20 protein-coding genes are annotated in these 19,907 nt (G+C 46.0%); 12 read left to right on the top strand and 8 right to left on the bottom strand.

What is annotated here, in order from left to right; genetic code table 11:
• Window positions 1-55: 55 nt before the first annotated feature.
• Window positions 56-2,137 carry a DUF5054 domain-containing protein gene (locus DYP60_RS11970; RefSeq protein WP_117331250.1) on the top strand — a complete coding sequence of 694 codons (2,082 nt, stop codon included), beginning with the start codon at window positions 56-58 and terminating at the stop codon, window positions 2,135-2,137.
• 2 nt (window positions 2,138-2,139) lie between these two features.
• On the opposite strand, the gene DYP60_RS11965 is transcribed toward DYP60_RS11970, so the two are convergent.
• Complete coding sequence (locus DYP60_RS11965) at window positions 2,140-2,913, bottom strand: carbohydrate-binding protein (protein WP_117331249.1); 774 nt, start codon at window positions 2,911-2,913, stop codon at window positions 2,140-2,142.
• 132 nt (window positions 2,914-3,045) lie between these two features.
• Here DYP60_RS11965 and DYP60_RS11960 point away from each other — a divergent pair, with 132 nt between their 5' ends.
• The 3 genes from DYP60_RS11960 (at window position 3,046) to DYP60_RS11950 (ending at window position 5,022) form a co-directional block, all read left to right on the top strand.
• Window positions 3,046-3,855 (top strand): 5-deoxy-glucuronate isomerase, encoded by an 810-nt coding sequence (locus DYP60_RS11960; RefSeq protein ID WP_117331248.1) that lies wholly within the window; start codon window positions 3,046-3,048, stop codon window positions 3,853-3,855.
• Between the two features lie 112 nt (window positions 3,856-3,967).
• Window positions 3,968-4,648, top strand: a complete 681-nt coding sequence (locus tag DYP60_RS11955; RefSeq protein WP_160527769.1) for an MBL fold metallo-hydrolase — start codon at window positions 3,968-3,970, stop codon at window positions 4,646-4,648.
• Window positions 4,648-5,022: a VOC family protein gene (locus DYP60_RS11950; RefSeq protein ID WP_117331246.1), complete on the top strand. Its 375-nt coding sequence runs from the start codon at window positions 4,648-4,650 to the stop codon at window positions 5,020-5,022. Before DYP60_RS11955 ends, DYP60_RS11950 begins: the two co-directional genes overlap by 1 nt.
• Window positions 5,023-5,025: 3 nt before the next feature.
• On the opposite strand, the gene DYP60_RS11945 is transcribed toward DYP60_RS11950, so the two are convergent.
• The gene (locus DYP60_RS11945; protein WP_237446352.1) at window positions 5,026-5,952 is read right to left on the bottom strand and encodes an AraC family transcriptional regulator; all 927 of its coding nucleotides are present in this window, start codon (window positions 5,950-5,952) and stop codon (window positions 5,026-5,028) included.
• Window positions 5,953-5,993: 41 nt separating this feature from the next.
• Here DYP60_RS11945 and DYP60_RS11940 point away from each other — a divergent pair, with 41 nt between their 5' ends.
• The gene (locus DYP60_RS11940) at window positions 5,994-6,671 is read left to right on the top strand and encodes a fructose-6-phosphate aldolase (RefSeq protein WP_117331245.1); all 678 of its coding nucleotides are present in this window, start codon (window positions 5,994-5,996) and stop codon (window positions 6,669-6,671) included.
• Here DYP60_RS11940 and DYP60_RS11935 read toward each other — a convergent pair.
• Genes DYP60_RS11935 through DYP60_RS14575 form a run of 4 tightly spaced genes read right to left on the bottom strand, consistent with a single transcriptional unit; the run spans window position 6,668 to window position 11,347 of the window.
• The gene (locus tag DYP60_RS11935; RefSeq protein WP_117331244.1) at window positions 6,668-8,134 is read right to left on the bottom strand and encodes an FGGY-family carbohydrate kinase; all 1,467 of its coding nucleotides are present in this window, start codon (window positions 8,132-8,134) and stop codon (window positions 6,668-6,670) included. The two genes, DYP60_RS11940 and DYP60_RS11935, sit on opposite strands and share 4 nt — an antisense overlap.
• Window positions 8,131-9,087, bottom strand: a complete 957-nt coding sequence (locus DYP60_RS11930) for a transketolase family protein (protein ID WP_117331243.1) — start codon at window positions 9,085-9,087, stop codon at window positions 8,131-8,133. The genes DYP60_RS11935 and DYP60_RS11930 overlap by 4 nt, the downstream gene beginning before the upstream one ends.
• A complete protein-coding gene (locus DYP60_RS11925) occupies window positions 9,080-9,913 on the bottom strand; it encodes a transketolase (protein ID WP_117331242.1) in 834 nt (277 codons plus the stop codon). The genes DYP60_RS11930 and DYP60_RS11925 overlap by 8 nt, the downstream gene beginning before the upstream one ends.
• Window positions 9,914-9,925: 12 nt before the next feature.
• Window positions 9,926-11,347, bottom strand: a complete 1,422-nt coding sequence (locus DYP60_RS14575; RefSeq protein ID WP_117331241.1) for an L-fucose/L-arabinose isomerase family protein — start codon at window positions 11,345-11,347, stop codon at window positions 9,926-9,928.
• Window positions 11,348-11,617: 270 nt separating this feature from the next.
• Here DYP60_RS14575 and DYP60_RS11915 point away from each other — a divergent pair, with 270 nt between their 5' ends.
• The 5 genes from DYP60_RS11915 (at window position 11,618) to DYP60_RS11895 (ending at window position 16,899) form a co-directional block, all read left to right on the top strand.
• Window positions 11,618-12,379 carry a DeoR/GlpR family DNA-binding transcription regulator gene (locus DYP60_RS11915; RefSeq protein WP_117331240.1) on the top strand — a complete coding sequence of 254 codons (762 nt, stop codon included), beginning with the start codon at window positions 11,618-11,620 and terminating at the stop codon, window positions 12,377-12,379.
• Window positions 12,380-12,597: 218 nt separating this feature from the next.
• Window positions 12,598-13,542 carry a D-ribose ABC transporter substrate-binding protein gene (locus DYP60_RS11910; protein WP_117331239.1) on the top strand — a complete coding sequence of 315 codons (945 nt, stop codon included), beginning with the start codon at window positions 12,598-12,600 and terminating at the stop codon, window positions 13,540-13,542.
• A 60-nt stretch (window positions 13,543-13,602) separates the two neighbouring features.
• The gene (locus DYP60_RS11905) at window positions 13,603-14,280 is read left to right on the top strand and encodes a DUF2291 family protein (RefSeq protein WP_117331238.1); all 678 of its coding nucleotides are present in this window, start codon (window positions 13,603-13,605) and stop codon (window positions 14,278-14,280) included.
• On the top strand, window positions 14,273-15,820 hold the full coding sequence (locus DYP60_RS11900; protein ID WP_117331237.1) for a sugar ABC transporter ATP-binding protein: 1,548 nt from the start codon (window positions 14,273-14,275) through the stop codon (window positions 15,818-15,820). Before DYP60_RS11905 ends, DYP60_RS11900 begins: the two co-directional genes overlap by 8 nt.
• Window positions 15,817-16,899 (top strand): ABC transporter permease, encoded by a 1,083-nt coding sequence (locus DYP60_RS11895; RefSeq protein WP_117331236.1) that lies wholly within the window; start codon window positions 15,817-15,819, stop codon window positions 16,897-16,899. The genes DYP60_RS11900 and DYP60_RS11895 overlap by 4 nt, the downstream gene beginning before the upstream one ends.
• On the opposite strand, the gene DYP60_RS11890 is transcribed toward DYP60_RS11895, so the two are convergent.
• Together DYP60_RS11890 and DYP60_RS11885 are read right to left on the bottom strand one after the other, a co-directional pair.
• Window positions 16,838-17,515, bottom strand: a complete 678-nt coding sequence (locus DYP60_RS11890) for an alcohol dehydrogenase catalytic domain-containing protein (protein WP_117331235.1) — start codon at window positions 17,513-17,515, stop codon at window positions 16,838-16,840. The genes DYP60_RS11895 and DYP60_RS11890 overlap by 62 nt on opposite strands.
• A gap of 78 nt (window positions 17,516-17,593) precedes the next feature.
• Window positions 17,594-18,391 (bottom strand): GNAT family N-acetyltransferase, encoded by a 798-nt coding sequence (locus DYP60_RS11885; RefSeq protein ID WP_117331280.1) that lies wholly within the window; start codon window positions 18,389-18,391, stop codon window positions 17,594-17,596.
• Window positions 18,392-18,588: 197 nt separating this feature from the next.
• On the opposite strand from DYP60_RS11885, the gene DYP60_RS11880 reads away from it, so the two are divergent.
• Together DYP60_RS11880 and DYP60_RS14640 are read left to right on the top strand one after the other, a co-directional pair.
• Window positions 18,589-19,725: a sodium ion-translocating decarboxylase subunit beta gene (locus DYP60_RS11880; RefSeq protein WP_117331234.1), complete on the top strand. Its 1,137-nt coding sequence runs from the start codon at window positions 18,589-18,591 to the stop codon at window positions 19,723-19,725.
• Between the two features lie 10 nt (window positions 19,726-19,735).
• Entirely contained in the window at window positions 19,736-19,861 is a 126-nt protein-coding gene (locus DYP60_RS14640) for a hypothetical protein (protein ID WP_272916411.1), read from the top strand.
• Window positions 19,862-19,907 lie beyond the last annotated feature (46 nt).

Genomic DNA, 19,907 nt, shown 5'->3' with positions numbered 1-19,907 from the left:
AATAGTATGCCTGTGTTGTGGTTTTCATGCAAGCAGGAAAAAGGAGAGAGGCAATATGATCAAAACTATTCATCTGGTGTTCAAGACCCATCTGGATATTGGTTTCACTGATTTGGCTTCAAGTACCATTGATCGGTATCTCAATCAGTTCATACCTAACGCAATAAAGGCGGCAGACATATTGAGAGAACGAGACTCTGGAGAGAAGCTCGTCTGGACTACCGGTGCTTGGTTGATCAAGATGGCTCTCTGCTCCATGTCAAGCGAACAGGTAGAGGCGCTTTCTAAGGCAATTAAAAGGGGTGACATTACTTGGCATGCACTCCCTTTCACCACCCATACAGAGTTGATGGATGACACCCTGTTGGAATATGGACTCTCTCTATCCAAGGAGCTTGACGCAAGGTTTGGTCATACCACCATCAGTGCCAAAATGACCGATGTCCCTGGACATACGCTCGCCATGGTCCCTCATCTTGCCAGAGCAGGTGTTACATTCCTGCATATCGGAGTGAATGGCGGTTCTCCACTACCCAAGGTTCCTCCCCTCTTCGTCTGGAAGGCTCCTACCGGTGAGGAGATAATGGTACAGTACGATGCATCCTATGGGTCCTCTGAGCCTATCGGTACTCTGGAGGATTTGCTGGTCATTGAGAACAGTGCTGACAATACTGGCCCTCCCAAAGCTGAGGAAGTGATTAATGTCTATGAGAAACTTCGGAAGCGCTATCCAGGGGCTAAGATTATTGCCTCCAGCTTGGATGCGTATGCACGTGCACTTCTCCCTTATAAGGATCGTTTACCTGTAGTCAGAGAAGAAATTGGGGATACCTGGATCCATGGAGTTGGAAGTGATCCGTATAAGGTAAGTGCCTTCAAAGCACTGAGCCGGTTGGGAAGACGATGGATACATGAAGGAAAACTCAACGTTGGAAGTAAAGCCTATGATAGATTTTACGACCAGTTGCTCATGATTACCGAACACACTTGGGGGCTTGATTTCAAGAAATTCCTTGCTGACTATAAGAATTGGTCGGTTGATGATTTTCATGCAGCCAGGGAGAAGGATTTCGTTGGAGATGATGCAATCCCCCCTTCTTACCAGTTCATTGAAGATTTTACCCGTCGAGAATATGCTCAGGTTTTTGGGAAAGATGACAGACGTAGAGAAAAACGTACATACTCATTTTTCTCCTCAGCCCATAAGGAGCAACGTGCTTATCTTGATGGGGCTTTGGATGCTTTGCCTTTACCCTTGCAAGTGGAGGCGAAAGACATTCTAAGAACATTGAAGGCAGTTCCTATTGTGCCAAGAAAAGATGATAAGGTACTTGTTGCCGGAGAACCCTTTTCCATTGGAGATATGAGAATAATTGTTGGAAAAGATGGTGCAATTATCCAACTCCAGGATGCATCTGGCCACGATTGGGCAAAGGGCGAGGGGATTGGTGTGTACCGATATGAGGCCTTTGGGTCTGAGGACTACCAAAGATTCCATCATCAATACAACCGTGATTTTGAAACAGGCAAGCACTGGATTCTGGCTGATTATGGTAAACCTGGGATGGAAGAAGTCTTTCCTAAGGTAGAACATGGTTTGTACCGGGGTGAGGTAACCACCCTCTTCAAGAGGGAGGAAGGAGAAGAGATTCACATCATTGCTCTGCTGGATGCTGAGAAAAAGAGTCCTCGTGGAGCCCCACGACATCTACAGCTGTGTTATCAATTCTCCAAGCAGGGTACGCTCCTTGCATGCACGCTTGGCTGGATGGACAAGGAAGCGACCCGCCTTCCCGAGGCACTCTGGTTGGGGATGGGTTTTTCCATGGTGGGTGAAGGAACTTGGAAGATGGGTAAGCTAGGTTCCCTTCTAGCGCTTGACCAAACGGTGGAAAATGGTGCTCGATCGATTCATGCGGTGGAGAAGATTTCCTATCTAGGTAAAAGAAAGTTGGAGATTCAGAATCTGGACTCACCGCTGGTTTCCCTTGATGAGCGTGCGTTGCTACGCTTTACTGGCCAACTTCCAAAAGGAAAGGGGGTGTTTCATTTCAACCTACTTAACAATCTCTGGAATACAAATTTCCCCCTCTGGTATGAAGAGGATGGGATCAGCCGGTTTACTTTTTCCTGGTAGTGCTATCCTTCAGTCCCATACACCTCAATCTGGGTAAGAGCTGGGAACGGTGATGTGTCATCTGCTTTCTTCAGGTTGCAGAGTGTGAGGTAGGTAATGTTTTTTTGCTGGACTGGGAATCGCTGAGGCAATGACGATTTCTCCAAGGAGAGATGGGTGATGTCCCCATCACTGTCTATAAGCGTTGCTTCGCTCCACCAGCTGTCATGTGGCCAGTCTGCCCTGAGGGTGAGTCGAACCTCATCAATGATGACTGGTCTTCCAAAATCAAGATGAAGCTCGGCTTTTGGGTCCTGGTTTATCCCCCAGCTTGTCCAAGGATATTCCCCGTGATACTCATTGGCAAAGATGCCATCAATGGCATTCCTGGCAGCAAATACCATTTCCCCGCGGGTTTCCACATTGGCGCTTGCATGGGGGAATATACCTTTCGTCTCATGATGGTCATAGGGATTGCAAGCAAGATTCCTGCGGGGAAGACTGTCAACATGGCTGAGCGTGAGGAGATGTCTCGATCCTTGGAAGGCATAGCGGTTGTAACAGGTGCGTTTGGCTTCTGTGAAAGGGATGGGAAAGCTTGCCTCCCTCTCAAGATAGAGAGGATGAGCTGCCAAGGTATCATCGAGTTGCACGAGATAGATGCCTGGCTCTCCTGTTTCCAGTACGACTTGGTCTCCTTCCTGGTACGGTTCTTGATAGACCAGTGAGACCCCATATCCACTTTTCCTGCTCGAGGCAAGTATTGTTTCATTTGCATCAAGAATCATGATTTTCATACAACAATCCTCCGCATACCTTACTATACCACAGCTTGCAATTGCTTGACAGCAGATGGGGTGCCTGCGTTTCGGGTTGCATAATTTCTCCCATGCCCGTATCCTTTCTGATGTGAGGCAAGGAGGTTTTTCATGATTGTACAAAAACAAGAACCATTTGATTGGGGATATACTTCCATCACTAGCCTTGATGGACCACATAGTGATATGCTGCTTGATTTTGGTATTCTTAAATTGAAAGCAGGAGAGCATACCAGCTGCACGCTCCCCCTGGAACGTGCTTGGATGCTCCTGAAAGGAAAGATTACTTTCAGCTGGGATGAAGGGAGTGCAACGAGTGAACGACAGAGTTGTATTGACGAGTCTCCAGTAGTATTGCATGCCCCTTCCTCCGTTCCAGTAACAATCAAGGCAGAGCGTGATTGTGAGCTTGTTGTTGAACGGTGCAAGAACGAACAGTCCTTCCCCGTTCGGTTCTATGACAAGGGTGATGTAAAGACGGAGGTTTTTGGAGCCGGAGTGCTGCAGGAGACGAGCAATCGTACTGTGCGGACCGTATTCGACGGAGAGAGCGCTCCCTATTCGAACATGGTAATGGGGGAAGTCATCAACCACCCCGGTCGATGGTCAAGTTATCCTCCTCATGATCATCCACATCCGGAGATTTATCACTACCGATTCTTCCCGAGGCAGGGTTTTGGAATTTCGGTCTTGGATGAGGATGCTTTTGTTGTCCATGATGGGGATACCTCCCTGATCAAACCGAACACTACACATAGTCAAGGTGCAGCCCCGGGGTATGCAATGTATTATGTATGGATGATTCCTCACCTTCCTGGTGACAAGTGGTTGCCGACAACCCGCTACTACAGAAATGAGCATACCTGGCTTCTTGAGAAAGGGGTGAAGGTGTGGCCTGAAATTCCTGCTACCATGGAGTAAGAGGATACTATCAGGTATAGGCGGAGGGGTGGCAATGCTCCTCCGTTCTGAAAAATGTGTACAGCTCATTACCCAACTTGACAGCAACCTTCAATTGGTCCATGGTTATGCTATGAAATGTACATTCCTTGGACACAGTGCCTTTTTATTGGAAACAGATGCGTATCTCCTGCTTTTTGATTATACCAAAGGGGCAGTGAGCCTTCCATCAAGTACCAAGCCGTTGCTGGTATTTGCAAGCCATCGGCATGCCGACCACTATGACACCTCCATCTTCTCGCTTGCAGAAAGGGAAGGGCATACAGTCTTCTTCCTCTCCTCCGATATTCCTCCCACGGATATCCCATTCTCCTGTACCATCAATCCGATGGGACCGTATGAAGAGGACATTGTGGAAGGACTCGTAGTCAAGACGCTTAAGAGTACTGATGAAGGAGTCGCCTTTGTGGTGGAGGTAGAGGGTAAAACCATCTACTTTGCCGGAGACCTGAACCATTGGCACTGGGAAGGGGAGAGTAAGCAGTACAATGAGGAAATGGCTAATAACTACCATAAGGAGTTGGCCCTGCTCCCCGGTCACCTGGACATCGCTTTTGTGCCTGTTGACCCCCGTCTAGGTTCATTCTACAGCTTGGGTGCAAAGGATTTGGTGGAGACAGTGTCCGTAGACATGCTTGTGCCAATGCACATGTGGGAAGATTATTCGGTATGCAGTACATTACAAAAAGAACTCGGTGATCGTGTCAAGGATGTCATTCTCTTGGATACAGTTCCACAAACATGGAGGATATAATGCAGTTTCATTTTGCACATAACAATTTCAATGTCATGGATTTGGAGAAATCCCTTGCTTTCTATAAAGAAGCACTTGGGTTGGTGGAAGTACGGAGAAAGGAAGCCCCAGATGGTTCCTTCATCCTGGCCTTTCTAGGAGATGGATCTTCGAAACACCAACTTGAGCTGACTTGGTTGAAGAACTGGGAGAAGGACTCATACAACCTTGGGGACAACGAATTCCATCTCGCGTTCGAGACCGATGACTTGGAAGGGGCACGGGAGAAGCACCGTGCGATGGATTGCATCATTTATGAAAACAAGCAGATGGGAATCTATTTCATCGTTGACCCTGATGGGTATTGGATTGAGATTGTCCCTGAGAAAAAATGAGCGTTAGGTGAAACGGCTGGTGAATATTTGCTGGTATTGTTTCGGGCTCATGCCCATGACCTTCCTGAATTGCCTGCTGAAGTAGTTCGGGTCCTTGAAGCCACACGCTTCACTCACCTGTGACATGGAGAGTCCTCGTCTTTGGATAAGGGTGCAGGCGTGTGCAACACGCTTATGGATATGGAACTCAATGGGAGAGAGGCCGGTACTCTGCTTGAAGAGCCGGTTCAGGGTACTGGTGCTCATGTTTGCCACTTCTACCAAGTCTTCTGTTGAAAGGCTTGTATCAAGATGCTGATCCATATAGGAGATGACTTCCCAGAGCCTTCGTGTTCCCTGGTTGGTCTCTCGTGGAGTCTGATCCCAGATACGGGAGAGTGAGATGATCAACTCAATCAGGTAGGCAAGCGCCAAAGGCCGGGAACCCGAGCCATAACTCTGGTCGTCCGCTTCTTTCTCCATCATCTGGATCAGGGGGATGAGCTCAGCGGTTTGGGAAGGTGAGAGCAAGAGGTAGGGAATGCTCTGGGTTTCCATGAATATAGAGCAGTACCCTGGAAGGGACGGGAGGTCAAGAAATTTCCTGCCCAGCAGATTCCTTGCATAGATAATGTTGTAAAGCACCAGGTTCTCCGCATCTTTGTACCCATGTTCCACCCCTGGTGGAATGAAGAAAACTGATCCCTCTTGGAGTGGTTGCTGTTCACTCTTTGTGTAATTAACCCCACGCCCACTTACTACAAATACCAATTCATTGAATTCATGACTATGCAACCGGTAAGGGATTTCCGGATCACGTTTAATAACCTTCAACTGCATGGTTGGTTCCCAAAAATATGAGGTGTCAGACAAGATGGAATCGATCATAGCAAAATGGTTGTATATCCAGAAGGGTTTGTCAAGAACTACGAGAGAGATAGTTGTTCTCATCGCTCTTGTATGCCACACTTGAGATGAGGAGAAACCAAGCTATGGACCTACTACTCGATAGTGCTGACCTTTCGGCAATTGCACATGCTCTAGATCATTACCCACTCAAGGGAGTTACTACCAACCCTACCATGCTCACTGCTATTGAGAATGGTGATGTTCTTTCCCACTTGCAGCGTATCAGGGAGATGATTGGGGAAGAGAGGGAACTACATGTCCAGGTTATGGGTAAAGATGAAGCTACCATGATTAAAGAAGCCCATCATGTCGTTTCTTTGCTTGGTGAACACACTTGTATTGCTGTTCCGGTTACCGAGTGCGGGCTGAAGGTAATCAAGCAACTCACCTCTGAAGGTATTGACGTTACAGGAACGACGGTGTTTTCCACCTTGCAGGGTATTCTTGCCATGCTCAGTGGAGCTCGGTATATTGCGGTGTTCTATGATCGGATGCTCAATCTGGATATCGACGCAAAACGGGTTATAAAGGAACTATCAGGATTCCTCTGGACAAATACCAGCTCAACCCAAGTCCTTGCCGCGAGTTTTAGAAACATCAGTGAGTTGACCAGTGCTTACGCTAATGGGGCAGGGGCATGCACTGTCCGTCCCGAGTTACTCTCAACGGGATTGGCGATGCCCTCTATCACCCAGGCTGTTGATGACTTTTCCAGGGATTGGGAATCAGTCTTTGGCGAGAGGACTCTGCTGGAGCTCTAAGACGACAAAGCTTTGCTGACTGCTTTCTTCCATCCTTCATACCGTTTTGCTCTCTCCGTATCACTCATCATTGGTTGATAGAGTGCTTTTGCTGGGAGTTGCACTTGCTCCAGGATTCCTACTGCCTTTGCAGCGATGAGAGCAGGTCCCTGTCCACTCAATTCCTCCAATGCGGCAACACGAACCTCACAGCCAATGATGTCACTCTGGGCTTGCATGAGGAATGTATCGTTGGTGGGTCCGCCGTCAACCCTGAGACTGGTGATGTCCTGTTTTGAATGCTTGTGCATTAAAAAGACGATATCTGCGATTTGATAGGCAATCGATTCTTCTGCTGCCTTGACCAGTTCTGCTTTCTTGCACCGTCTGTCCAACCCTACAATTACCGCTCTCGCCCCTGGGTCCCAATAGGGAGCACCCAAGCCACTGAAGGCTGGCACCATGTAGAGGCCTTCGATGTCCTTGGCTTGTTTTGCAAGGATACCAGCCTCCTTTGCTGAGCTGATAAGCTGAAGATCCTCAACCAAGTAGGAGATTGTTGCTCCACTGTAGTTGATGTTCCCTTCCAAAACATAGGTGACCTTTCCGTCAATTCCCCAAGCAAGACTGGTGACCAGATCCTCACAGAGTACTTGTTTCTCCCCGATGTTCATCATGATGGAGGATCCCGTGCCATAGGTAGCTTTCGTCATGCCCTTGTGATGACAACCCTGTGCATAGAGGGCACCTTGGGAGTCTCCGAGCATTGCATGAATGGGGACTTCCCCTGGTAAAAGTCCATCTAGGTTAGTGTGGCCGAAGAGAGCATTTGAGTCACACAACTCAGGCAGGCTTTCTGGTGGGATGCCAAAAAGGGAAGACACGTATTTATCCCAGCTAAGGTCTGTAATATTCATAAGCTGTGTTCGAGAGGCGTTGGAGTACTCGCTGCGGACTGTTTTTTCCTTGCTCAAGTGATAGAGAACATAGCTGTCCATGGTTGAAAGTACCAGCTCTCCTGACTGTGCTGCATCTTTTACTGTCTTGACGTTTTGGAGCATCCAAGCAAACTTGGCGGCACTGAAATAGGGGGAGAGATGCAAGCCGGTCCTCCTATGAATTTCCTCTTTGTCTTTTTCCAGAGCAACACAAATATCCTTTGCCCTCCCGCACTGCCAGACTATGGCATGGTACAAAGCTTTTCCACTGTTTCTGTTCCAGGCAACAGCAGTCTCCCGTTGGTTGGAGATGGCAACGGCTTTAATAGAGGAGCGGTCCACAGCAGTGGTTTCCAGAAGGGTTTTTGCGGCTGAAAAGAGATTCTTGATGATCTGTTCAGCATCATGCTCCACCCACCCTTGGTCATTGATGATCTGGCGGTGTGGCACGTCTGAACGTCCCCGCAAAGCTCCTCTCTGGTCGAAAAGCAGGGCTTTCGTGGTAGATGTACTCTGGTCGAATGCAAGGATGAATTGTTCACTCATAGGGTACTCACTTGGGAAATAAATGTTGTCACTGAGGCAGCGATACCCTTGGCATCGAGGCCATAGTGGGCGAATAGTTCAAGACTGTTCCCGGTGACCAGGTATTCATCGGGGAAGGCAAGGGTTTTCACCGGTACCGGATGGTTGGCACAGACAATTTGGCTGACAGTTGCACCAAGTCCTCCGTTGATACTATGTTCTTCTATTGTCACCAGTGCCCCAGTCTCCTTGGCCGCCTTGATGATTGCCTCTTCATCAAACGGTTTGAGGGTAGCCATGTCGAGAACCCTGGCTTCAATTCCCTCGTTGCTGAGGAGTTTTGCTGCCTCGAGGGTGTGATAGACAAGTTCTCCGCAACTCACCAAGGTAAGGGAATCACCTTCTCGTAGGGTGTTTGCCTTTCCTAGGGTAAAAGGCTTTACTCCCAGTTCCTCAGTGTAGACTTGAGGAATTTTTTCTCTCCCAATCCTGATGAAAAAGGCACCTTTCTGGTGTGCGATGGTCCTGACTACCGCTTCGGTTTGGGCGGCATCGCTGGGAAGGATAATGGTAAGGTCAGGGATACAGCGCAGTGTAGCAATATCATGCAAGGTATGGTGGCTTGACCCCAGTACACCGTAACTGACTCCTCCGCTGACTCCCAACACTTTCACATTCTGGTGGGAGTAGGCTACATCGACTTTCAGTTGTTCGAGGCTCCTTGCCGTCAAGAAGCAAGCCGGTGCACAAACAAACGGATTCTTGCCTACCACAGAGAGTCCGGCTGCCACTCCAATTTCATTCTGTTCGGCGATGCCTATCTCGACGAACTGGTCGGGTAGCGTCTCGACGAAGGTATTCAATGAACAGGATCCACGAGCATCACTGCTTATGACGATAATCGAGGGATCTTCCTGAGCGAGGGTGAGGAGGGTTGTGGTATATGCCTCTCTGCAGGCACGGTAATCAGACATTCTGTAGCTCCTTTTCCATGGATTCAAAGTCGAGCATGGCTTGCTCATAGAGGTGTTGGTTTGGAACTCCGTGGTGCCAGGAGGGGATGTCCTCCATCTCCTTGACTCCTTTTCCCTTGGTGGTATTGGCTATGATAAGGGATGGTTTGTGTTCCTTGAACGGTGCAGCCTTGAGTGCATTCACCACCTCAAGCATGGAGTTGCCGTCAATCTCCTCCACCTGCCAACCAAAGCTTTCCCAACGCTCACGAAGAGGCTCCAAGCCCATGACATCTTCTGTTGACCCCGATATCTGCAGGTGGTTTCTGTCAACGATTGCTATTAAATTGTCCAGCTTGTAATGGCTTGCTGCCATTGCAGCTTCCCATACCGATCCCTCAGCGAGTTCTCCGTCTCCCATGAGCGTGAACACCCTATTGGGTTTTTTGTCCTTCTTCAAGCCAATTGCCATGCCTACCGAAATAGAAAGGCCATGTCCCAAGGCACCGGTGTTCATTTCTATTCCGGGTATTTTATTGTTGGGATGCCCGATCAACGGGCTTTTGTATTGGCAGAAGGTGGAGAGTAGGCTCTCATCAAAAAAACCACGCTTGGCAAGGGCGGAAAGGTATCCTTCCACACTATGGCCCTTTGAGAGAATGAAGTAATCCCTTCCCTCCCACTTGGGGTTTGAAGGATCGATATGCATAACTTCAAAGTAAAGTGCTGTGATCAGGTCTGTGGAACTGAGAGCTCCACCGGTATGACCTGTTTTCGCTTGGTAGATCATGGAAAGCAAGGTTTTTCGGACTTCGAGTGCCTGTTGCTTAAGTGCTTGTATTGTCATTACCATCCTCTTTTACTGCATCAGGGGGACATCTTCCCCACGGAGATAGGCTTTTACAGCTTCCTCAATTGGATCGTAGAAGTCAGCCTTTATTCCAATGTACTTGCAGGCTTCGTAGAGGATGGGGACGATATTTTGGTGAATACCGACGCAGTGGTGGATATAGGGGCCTGTGACGATTTTCTCTTCCAGGCGTTTGATATTGTCCACCTCAATCCAGAGATATGTTCCCATGCCTTTAGGTCCAGTGGTACCTTTTGCGCCCCCAAGTAGCAATGAATATTCTCCGTTGTCTCCGTCAAATCGGCAAAGGGTGAGGTTCCCTCCCTTGGCTTCTGCAGTAAGGCTTCCTGGGTGATTGAATGCAAGTGGGTAGCCGAGTACGGGTTTCTCTTTCGCCACCGATACCGGCCACGGTCCACAGTGTTGCAGGAGTTCACCGTTGGGGATGTCTGGGTGGCGAATGGTCCAGTCAGCGAAGAAAGAGCGACTCTTGCCCATGCCGGCTGCTTCCACCAAGAGTGCGGTAATTGCACCGTGGATGTCTGTCTCACAAACCACGGGGACTCCTTCATCATTAAGCAAGGCATTTGCAGCACAGGGCATGATGCCAAGTTCACCTTGCAGTGCATTCCAGCACTGGATGGCGACTGCATTACAGCTGTACTGCTCTCTCAACTTGGCCATTGCCACCTTGAGTGCAGCGACAGTCTCAAGCTGTTCCTCAGTAACCTTGATGATCATCGTTTCCTTAACGTAGGAGATGACCTCAGCCACTGCTTCCTTCTCATCTGCTTTGCATTTCTTGACAGTTTCTATCAATTCAGGCATGGGGATGGGAGCAAGCTGTACGTTGAATCGCTCCAGTAGTTCCCCTTCATTGCACATGGTGGTCATGAAGTCATAAGGACGGGTGGAAATCTGGAGAATCCTAATGGACTTGAAGGTCTTAACCGTATTACAGACAGCGAGGAAGTCCCTAATACCACGTTCAAAGACAGGGTCATTGAGCCTGCAGTTGGTCATATAGGTGAAGGGTACTCTGAACCGTCTGAGAACTTTGCCCGTAGCAAAAAGACCACACTGTGTATCTCTGAGTCGCTCCCCATTGGGCTCTGGCCGTTCATCCAACGGACCCCAGAGGAGGACAGGGACCCCAAGCTCCTTGGCCAGTCTGGCTGATACATACTCAGTACCAAAGTTGCAGTGGGGGAGAAAGAGTCCATCGACCTTCTCTGCCTTGAACTTCTCTAGGATTCTCACCATATCCTTGTCATCATAGAGGAGACCTTCCTTATTGATGTCAGTGATATCAACGAATTCGATACCAAGTTCAACCAGTCGATCTCGGGTGAGGTTGCGATATTTGATGGCATCCGGTGCACTGAAGATACTTCTACGGGTGGGTGCGTACCCTAATTTAATCGTTGGCATGATGCGCTCCTTAGATAGAAAAAGTATATATGCAGATTACGATAGTATGTTTTGTAAGTCAAGGAAGAAAACTTCATATACTTTCATTTGTTTTCATTTGATTTTTATTTTTACAGAAAGAATTGCGATTATATGGGGAAATTAAGGATTTTTACAAAAATTAGCTTGTATTTTCCCGATGTAATTTGCGAGTTTACTAAATGCTTGCTTTTCAAATTATCCAATATGCTTTAGGATGTTATGCATAAGAACATAAGGAAGACGAAAATAATGCTTGCAAACGAAAGGCGCAACAAAATACTGGAATTTATCCAAGAGGATGGAAGCGCACGAGTAAAAACTCTAAGCGAAATGTTTCATGTCAGTGAGCCAACCATTAGGCAAGATTTGGAGGTCTTGGAGAAGGATGGGCATATTGTCCGTGAACATGGAGGAGCGTTTTTAAAGACAATGTCTCGTCAGGTAAGCACCCTTACACTCCAGCACACAGAACATTTGGACGAGAAGAGAAAGATTGCGGAAAAAGCTTTGGAATATATTAAAGATGGTGATAGCCTTATTCTTGATTCTGGGTCAACTGTAACGGAACTAGCTGCAATTCTACATCAGAAAAAAAATCTTACAGTACTTACAAATGCTCTTAATATTGCTTTGCTGGTAGGTTCAAACCCAAATTTTCAACTCATGGTGTCAGGTGGAGAGTTTAAGCCACCAACGCTTTCTTTGACTGGATTGAAAGCTGCATCATTCTTTGAGACGGCTTTTGTCGACAAATTATTCCTAGCATCAGGAGGCGTCGCGCAGTCTTTGGATCTGACCTATCCAAGTTTTAATGATTTGGTTGTTAAACGAGCTATGATTAATTCTGCACATGAAACATATTTGCTCGTTGATTCAAGCAAGTTTGGTAAAACAAGTATAGCATCGCTTGGAAATCTATCGCAGATAGACTACATCATAACAGATGTAGGCATCGCTGCTGAATATGAGAAGAGAATACTTGATTTAGGAGTAAAACTTATAAAGGTTTGAGCAGTAGCCTACTGTGTTGTATTTGCAGCAAAGCACTTTGAGCCTTAATAGATATAAATAGAAAGTTTGTGGATTTTAGTTGGATTACAAAAAACAAAAAAAAACAAATAAAAATATTTAATAATCCTATAAACGAAAAAAATAGAAAATATTTTCATTGACAGCTCAAGTTTGCCATATTACCATCGAAGTACAAACTATGAAAAGGAGATTCTATTATGGGAAAGAAACTTGTTGTTTTTGTTTTAGTGGCTTTGCTTTCGTTTACTTTGTTTGCACAGGGACAAAAGGAAGCTGTCAAGAGTAATCTGATTGTAATTATTACTCCTTCACACGATAACCCCTTTTTTAAGACGGAGGCTTTAGTAGCTGAAGAGACTGCTAAATCGTTGGGCTATGAAACACTTGTACTATCACACGATGATGATGCTAATAAGCAAGATCAGCATTTTGACACTGCTATAGCAAGTAATGCTGCTGCAATTATTTGTGATAATGCTGGTGCAGATGCGACAATCGGTGCTGTCAGAAAAGCGAAAGAAGCAGGTATTCCTACCTTCTTGATTGACAGAGAGATTAATGAAACCGGTATTGCTGTAAGCCAGATTGTATCAAACAATTACCAAGGGGCATTGCTTGGCGGAGAAAAATTTGTTGAATTGATGGGTGAAAGTGGCAAGTATGTAGAGTTGGTCGGTAAAGAATCTGATACTAACGCCGGAATCCGCTCAAAGGGCTACCATGAAATCATTGACCAGTATCCTGGTCTCAGAATGGTTGCTCGGCAGAGTGCAAACTGGAGTCAGACAGAGGCTTTCGAAAAGATGGAGTCTATCCTGCAGGCTAATCCAGACATCAAGGGTGTAATCAGTGGTAATGATACGATGGCCATGGGCGCAATGGCTGCTTTGAATGCAGCTGGTATGGGCGAGGTTATTGTTGTCGGTTTTGATGGTAGCAATGATGTTCGCGACTCAATTTTGGCTGGTGATATCAAGGCTACAGTTCTTCAGACCGCTGCAACTAACGCTATTATGGCTGTTGAGCAGGCTGATAAGTATATTAAGACTGGATCTACTGGTCTGCCGGAAAAGCAACTTACTGATTGTATCTTGATTGATGAATCCAACGCAGCTAGGTTGGACAACTTCATGTTAAAATAAATTGAATAATAATATAGCTCCTCACAGTAGAGGAGCTATATTTACATTGGGTGAGTTCAAATGAAACTATTACGAAATACGTGTCTTATCTTAATAATTTCAGCGCTTTTCATGTCGTGTACGTTTGTAAAACATGACGGGTCAAGTAAGAATAAAAATAATGATGGCGTGTCCTTCTATTTTGAGGATGAGTCATTTGATGCTGTAGAATATGTACATGACATTTGGGACGATAGGGTCCTTACTATATTTGAAGAAGAAGCATATGACTTGAAAGAGTTATTATCTCTGCTGCGCACAGACACAGAAACTACGAAAAAAAAATATGGGATAAGAAAAGAAGAACTTTCTCCTTACACATTTATTGTCTCTGGAACATTTCCAATTTATGAGGTTAACAGGGATTCGTCGGCAGGGTTACTGGTGTTGGATTTGCCTGATCTGAGTCAGGAATCCAATTGCACTATACAGATTGGTCCAGTCATCAAGAAAAGCATGGTGCGAGATGCATTAGAGTTTATCAAGTTTGATGATTTTAATAACCAGATTGAATTTGCGAATATATCACGAGAAATCAATTTCTATATTAGAGATAATGTTGTATCTGTTGTTAATGAGTCATGGGAACCAGGGATGAATGTTAGTTTTCTTGGTGCATTCACACTTTATGATGGTTCAGAGGAAATCATGATAACACCGGTGTGGTTGGAATTGAATAATGGTGAATCGGATGAGTGATGCAGTAATTCTCAGGGCAGAAAATATTAGAAAAGTGTACCCTGGTACTATGGCATTAAAAGGAGTCAATTTTAATGTCTATGAGGGAAAAGTAAATGTACTGGTTGGGGAGAACGGTGCAGGGAAATCGACTCTTATGAAAATACTATCTGGAGTGGAAATGCCCACCAGTGGCAAATTCTATTTGCAAGATGAAGAATTGACTCATCTGACCCCCAAAACAGCTGCACAAAAAGGTATAGGGATTATCTATCAAGAGCTAAGCCTCTTCCCGAACCTCAATGTAGCTGAGAATATATTTATGAATAAGGAATTGTTGAAAAATAAAGGATGGATTGATCATGGGACTCAAGAACTGAAGGCAAAAGAGTTGTTGAGAAAACTAGAACAAGACATAAATCCTAGAAGTAAGGTCAGTTCTCTGAAGGTTGGGCAACAGCAAATTGTAGAGATTGCTCGTGCATTAGCTGAAGATGTTAACATCCTTATTATGGATGAACCTACTTCGGCTCTTTCAAAAACTGAAGTAGAAATATTGTTTAAGATTATTGACGAATTAAAATCAAACGGGGTCTCTATCATTTACATCTCTCACCGGCTAGAAGAACTAATACAGATTGGTGATTACATCACTGTTTTACGTGATGGTGAGTTAATTACAGAAAAACCGATGAGTGACGTCAATCTGCAATGGATCATCTCTTCTATGGTCGGAGGGGAAGCAAGTAAAATATTCCATTCTGGGAAACGCCAGATTGGCGATGTTGTATTGCAGGTTAAAGATCTTTTTTTGCATGGCCCTGCTGAAGAACCTTTATTGAAAAGCATTTCTTTTGATGTTCGAAGAGGAGAGGTGCTTGGTATATATGGCCTTCTTGGAGCAGGACGGACAGAGACTCTGGAATCAATAATGGGCCTGCATAGAGAGGCGAGAGGCAAGATATTTCTTGAAAATGAACTTCTTGGAGAACCAGATATTAAATCTAGAATTAGAAAAGGTATAGCGTTAGTTCCTGAGGATAGGCAACGAGAAGGGATTGTGCAAACGATGAGTGTTTCGCATAATCTCACATTGCCGGGGCTCTGGAGAATTGTTAAAAAGAAGATACACATTAGCGGGAGTGATGAATCAAGCTGTGTAAATGAAACAATTACTAGCATGTCAATTAAGACTTCCAATCCAGCGGATTCAATCATGTCTCTTAGTGGAGGCAACCAACAAAAAGTTGTGTTTGGCAAAAGTCTCTTAATCCAGCCAAAAGTATTGCTCTTGGACGAACCCACGAGGGGTATCGATGTAGGAGCAAAAGGCGAGATTTTCAATATTATGAACGATTTGGCTCAGAAAGGGCTTGCAATCATCATGGTTACAAGCGAGTTAAAAGAACTGCTAGCAATTTGTGACAGAGTGATTGTCCTTTCCAAGGGTAGAATTACAGGTAATTTTGGGAAGGAAGATATTTCAGAAGAAAATATCGTAAATGCTTCAACAATTGGCCATATGACTACAGCGCAGAGGGTCGGAGGAAAGAATAAATGAAGAATAGCATTAAAAATAATGATTTCTCGATTAGTATGATTTTACTCAAGATGAGGACAATTATTGCCCTCATACTTTTGGTAATAGTTTTTACTGTATTATTGAACACTACCCGCGGTATTAATTTCCTTCACCCGGTAAATCTCATGACCATTGCAAAGCATGTTGCAATTACTGGAATTATGGCAATCGGGATGACTTTTGTTATTTTAACTGGTGGTATTGATTTATCTGTGGGTTCGATTGTCGGGCTCTCTGGAATGATTGCTGGAGGACTCATAAATGAAGGAATAGTTCTTAATATGTTTGGAGGTACTCTATATTTACATGTACCTTTAATAATACTTGTTTGTCTATTACTCGGTACTGCAATTGGAGGCGTAAATGGATTACTCATCACAAGGTTGAATGTTGCCCCTTTTATAGGAACGCTTGGAATGATGTACATTGCGAGAGGCTTTGCAAATATTCGTTCAGGTGGAGCAACATTTCCTAACCTTCAAGGAAAACCTGAACTTGGAAATACTGGATTCCCAATCCTCGGTGCTGGAAGGTTCCTTGGTATGCCCTTTTCTGTTTGGCTGATGATCCTATTGATGATAATTGCAATATACATTGCAAAGAAAACCCCCTTTGGAAGACATATTTATGCCATTGGAGGTAATCAACGAGCAGCGGAATTATCAGGAATTCAAGTCAAGAAAGTGACAACACTTGTCTACATGTTCTCTGGTTTTGCTTCTGCATTGGTTGGTTTGATCATTGCCAGTCAATTGGTTGCTGCCCATCCAGCTACAGGAGAAAGTTATGAAATGAATGCTATTGCTGCAGCTGTCCTAGGTGGTACGAGCCTCTCAGGAGGAATAGGAAGTATCGGAGGGACTGTCATTGGTGCTTTTGTAATTGGAGTGTTGAGCGATGGTCTGGTGATGCTTGGTGTTTCTGAGTTCTGGCAGAATGTTATTAAAGGTTTGGTGATTCTCGCTGCGGTCATCCTAGACCAAACCCAGCAGCGAATTAACGCCCGATCATCAGAAACTCGCGATAAGAAGCAAAGAAAGATTGTAAAGAGTGCATAATCTGTAGAAATATAAAATACCCCTGTGTTTCTTGTTTGCACAGGGGTTTAATTGCAGCAAGGCAGGAGATAGCAACCATGATACCGATGGTTCCTGCTCCTACTACAAGAGCGGTGTCCCCCGGTTTCACCTGGGCTTTCTTTGCTGCCTCAATGCCTGTTGCCAATGGTTCCATCATGGCGCCTTCCTGCACACTGACCCCTTTGGGTAACTTGAAACAGAAGCGGGATGGATGCACAACCTGTTCACGCAGACAGCCATGAATCGGCGGAGTGGCCCAGAAAGAGATACCTGGATCTAGGTTGTAGTTTCCTTCAAGCACCTGGTCGGACTGCAGATCGGGGACCCCTGGTTCCATGCAGACCAAATCTCCGATTTCCAGGTTTGTAACCTGCTCTCCCTTGGCTACCACGACTCCAGCTGCCTCATGGCCGAGGATCATTGGTTCCTTGACAACAAACTCCCCAATGGCTCCCTCGGTGTAGTAGTGGACGTCACTTCCACAGATACCACATGCTTTTACATCCACCGTAACATCATAGGAGCTCATGTGCTCCTCAATGGGAACGTCACGTACGTTCAGTCGTCCCTTTTCTTCCAATACCAGTGCTTTCATTATATGCTTCTCCTGGTAATCATTCTAAGCTGTTGCAGTAAGCATGCAACTCAAAAATACTGCCTATAGGGTACTTTCCTAGAACTTCAGCATCCCCCAGCGACCGATGGTCTCAAATCCAAGCCTGTGATAGAGAGCTCCGGCGGTAGGATTACTGTAGAAGAGGCAGAGGAAGGACCGTCCTCGAGAGAATTCGACTGCACAAAGCTCATTCATGACCGTGGAGGCAAAACCTTGGTTGCGGAAGGAAGGATGGGTAGCAACCCCTACAATCATGGCGCCACTCTTGGTGGATGCAGTTGTATAGGCAGTAGAGACGAGGTTTCCATCCTTGAAAATACCATACCCGTTGCCACCCTTTTCGAAGTTGTTGCGTATTTCCTGGAGCTTCTCTGCTTCTTTTTCAATATATGGTTTTGCAAACTCCTCAATCTGCTTGTAGAGGTTCACGACATCCTGGGCATCCTCTCCTGCAAGCTTGGAAACTGAAGAAGGCTGATTCGATTGTTTGCAAAATGATTCTCTCTCAAGACGGCAGAGATAGGTTCCGTGGATCTCCCCAAAAGGGTAGTAAGGCTGGATTTGTTTAAGCAGTCGCTCATCCGCACTCAGGCACTGCATCTCCTTTCCCTTCAGAAACTCAGCAACCTGGTGTGCATCATAGGTTTTCTTGTTGCTTGCAATCATGTAGTTGGAGTAGTACTTCAGGAGCAGGCAATCCCAATCATGGCCGAATGCATACAGTGTGACCGCATCATTCTCAAGACCATAGTGCTCAATATCCCCTTCAATGAAGAGGTTCATCTCTTTCTCTCCTGCGATATAGGCACGAACTGCAGGAATATCCTGGTTTGTGAGCTTGATCGGTGTTTCCATGGAACTACTATAGGAGTTGTACTGTGTGGTTTCAATACATATGTACGGCTTCTTTCTGAGAATAGAATCCAAACCTTCGAAAATTAACATTTGACCTCGACCCATAAGCCCTCTATGATTAACAACGTTGGGGGAGCTTCATTGCCCTCGTGCGAAGTCAACTTCTCCCCCTATTCTTTTATCCCCGGAGGTTCTCTATGGACTTCTTGCTGGAAGGACTTCTTAGCACTACGTGGAAGCAACTGGTAATGTTCGGTGTGGGAGGTCTTCTCATTTATCTTGCAATTGCAAAGAAACTCGAGCCCCCGCTTTTGCTTCCCATGGGCTTTGGTGCCATCTTGGTCAACTTGCCGTTCTCTGGAGCCATCACACAGATGATGGTTGGAATCGGAGAGGTCCCAGGCATACTCGACTGGCTCTTCGAGCTGGGAATAGAATCAGCAGAGGCGTTGCCCCTGCTGTTGTTCATCGGTATCGGGGCTATGATCGATTTCGGTCCTTTGTTGGCCAATCCCAAGTTGATCCTCTTTGGCGCAGCTGCCCAGTGGGGTATTTTTGCCACCATTAGTGTGGCCACCTTGCTTGGGTTCAGTTTGATCGATGCTGCATCAATAGGGATCATTGGCGCCGCAGATGGACCCACCTCTATCCTGGTCTCTCAGGTGCTTGGGAGCAAGTATGTAGGGCCGATTGCCATTGCCGCCTATTCGTATATGGCTTTGGTGCCAATCATACAACCCTTTGCCATCAAGTTGGTGACCACTAAGAAAGAGCGAATGATCAAGATGCCGTACAATCCCCGTTCCGTATCGAAGCGAGCAAAGATTCTCTTCCCGATCATCGTAACAGTGGTTGCTGGCTATGTAGCCCCTGCCTCTGTTTCCTTGGTGGGGATGCTGATGTTCGGCAACCTTATCAGGGAGTGCACTGTCTTGGATACGCTTTCCAACGCTGCGCAAACCGTATTGGTTAATCTTATTACTTTGTTGCTTGGTATCACGATTGCTTCCACGATGAAAGCAGAGTCATTTGTGACCGTGCAGACCATTATGATTATGGCGCTTGGATTGCTTGCCTTCATCTTTGATACCATTGCCGGGGTTGTGTTTGCAAAGATTTTGAACTTGTTTGTGAAAAAGAAGGTCAACCCGATGGTTGGGGCTGCAGGTATTTCTGCCTTCCCTATGTCAGCAAGGGTTATTCAACGGCTAGGGCAGCAAGCAGATCCTCAGAATCATCTGTTGATGCATGCAGTCGGGGCAAATGTCGCTGGGCAGATTGCATCAGTCATTGCCGGCGGTGTCATCCTGGGACTGGTCCCGGGATTGTTATAGGAGGAGGCTTATGCAGTCAATTTTTTCAAAATCACTGACACTGATGGGACAAGGAATGCTGGCCATCTTCGTGGTCATCTTCATCATATTTCTGGTTCTGCTTTTTCTTGGGAAGAATAAACAGAAAGGGGAGTGAGTGCGTGGAGAAAAAGGATATTAGAAGCTTTCACTCGATATGCATA

This window comes from Sphaerochaeta halotolerans, from assembly GCF_003429665.1.
Taxonomy (GTDB): domain Bacteria; phylum Spirochaetota; class Spirochaetia; order Sphaerochaetales; family Sphaerochaetaceae; genus Sphaerochaeta; species Sphaerochaeta halotolerans.
Note: the sequence above shows the minus strand (reverse complement) of the source record. Positions and strands in the feature narration are given on the sequence as shown.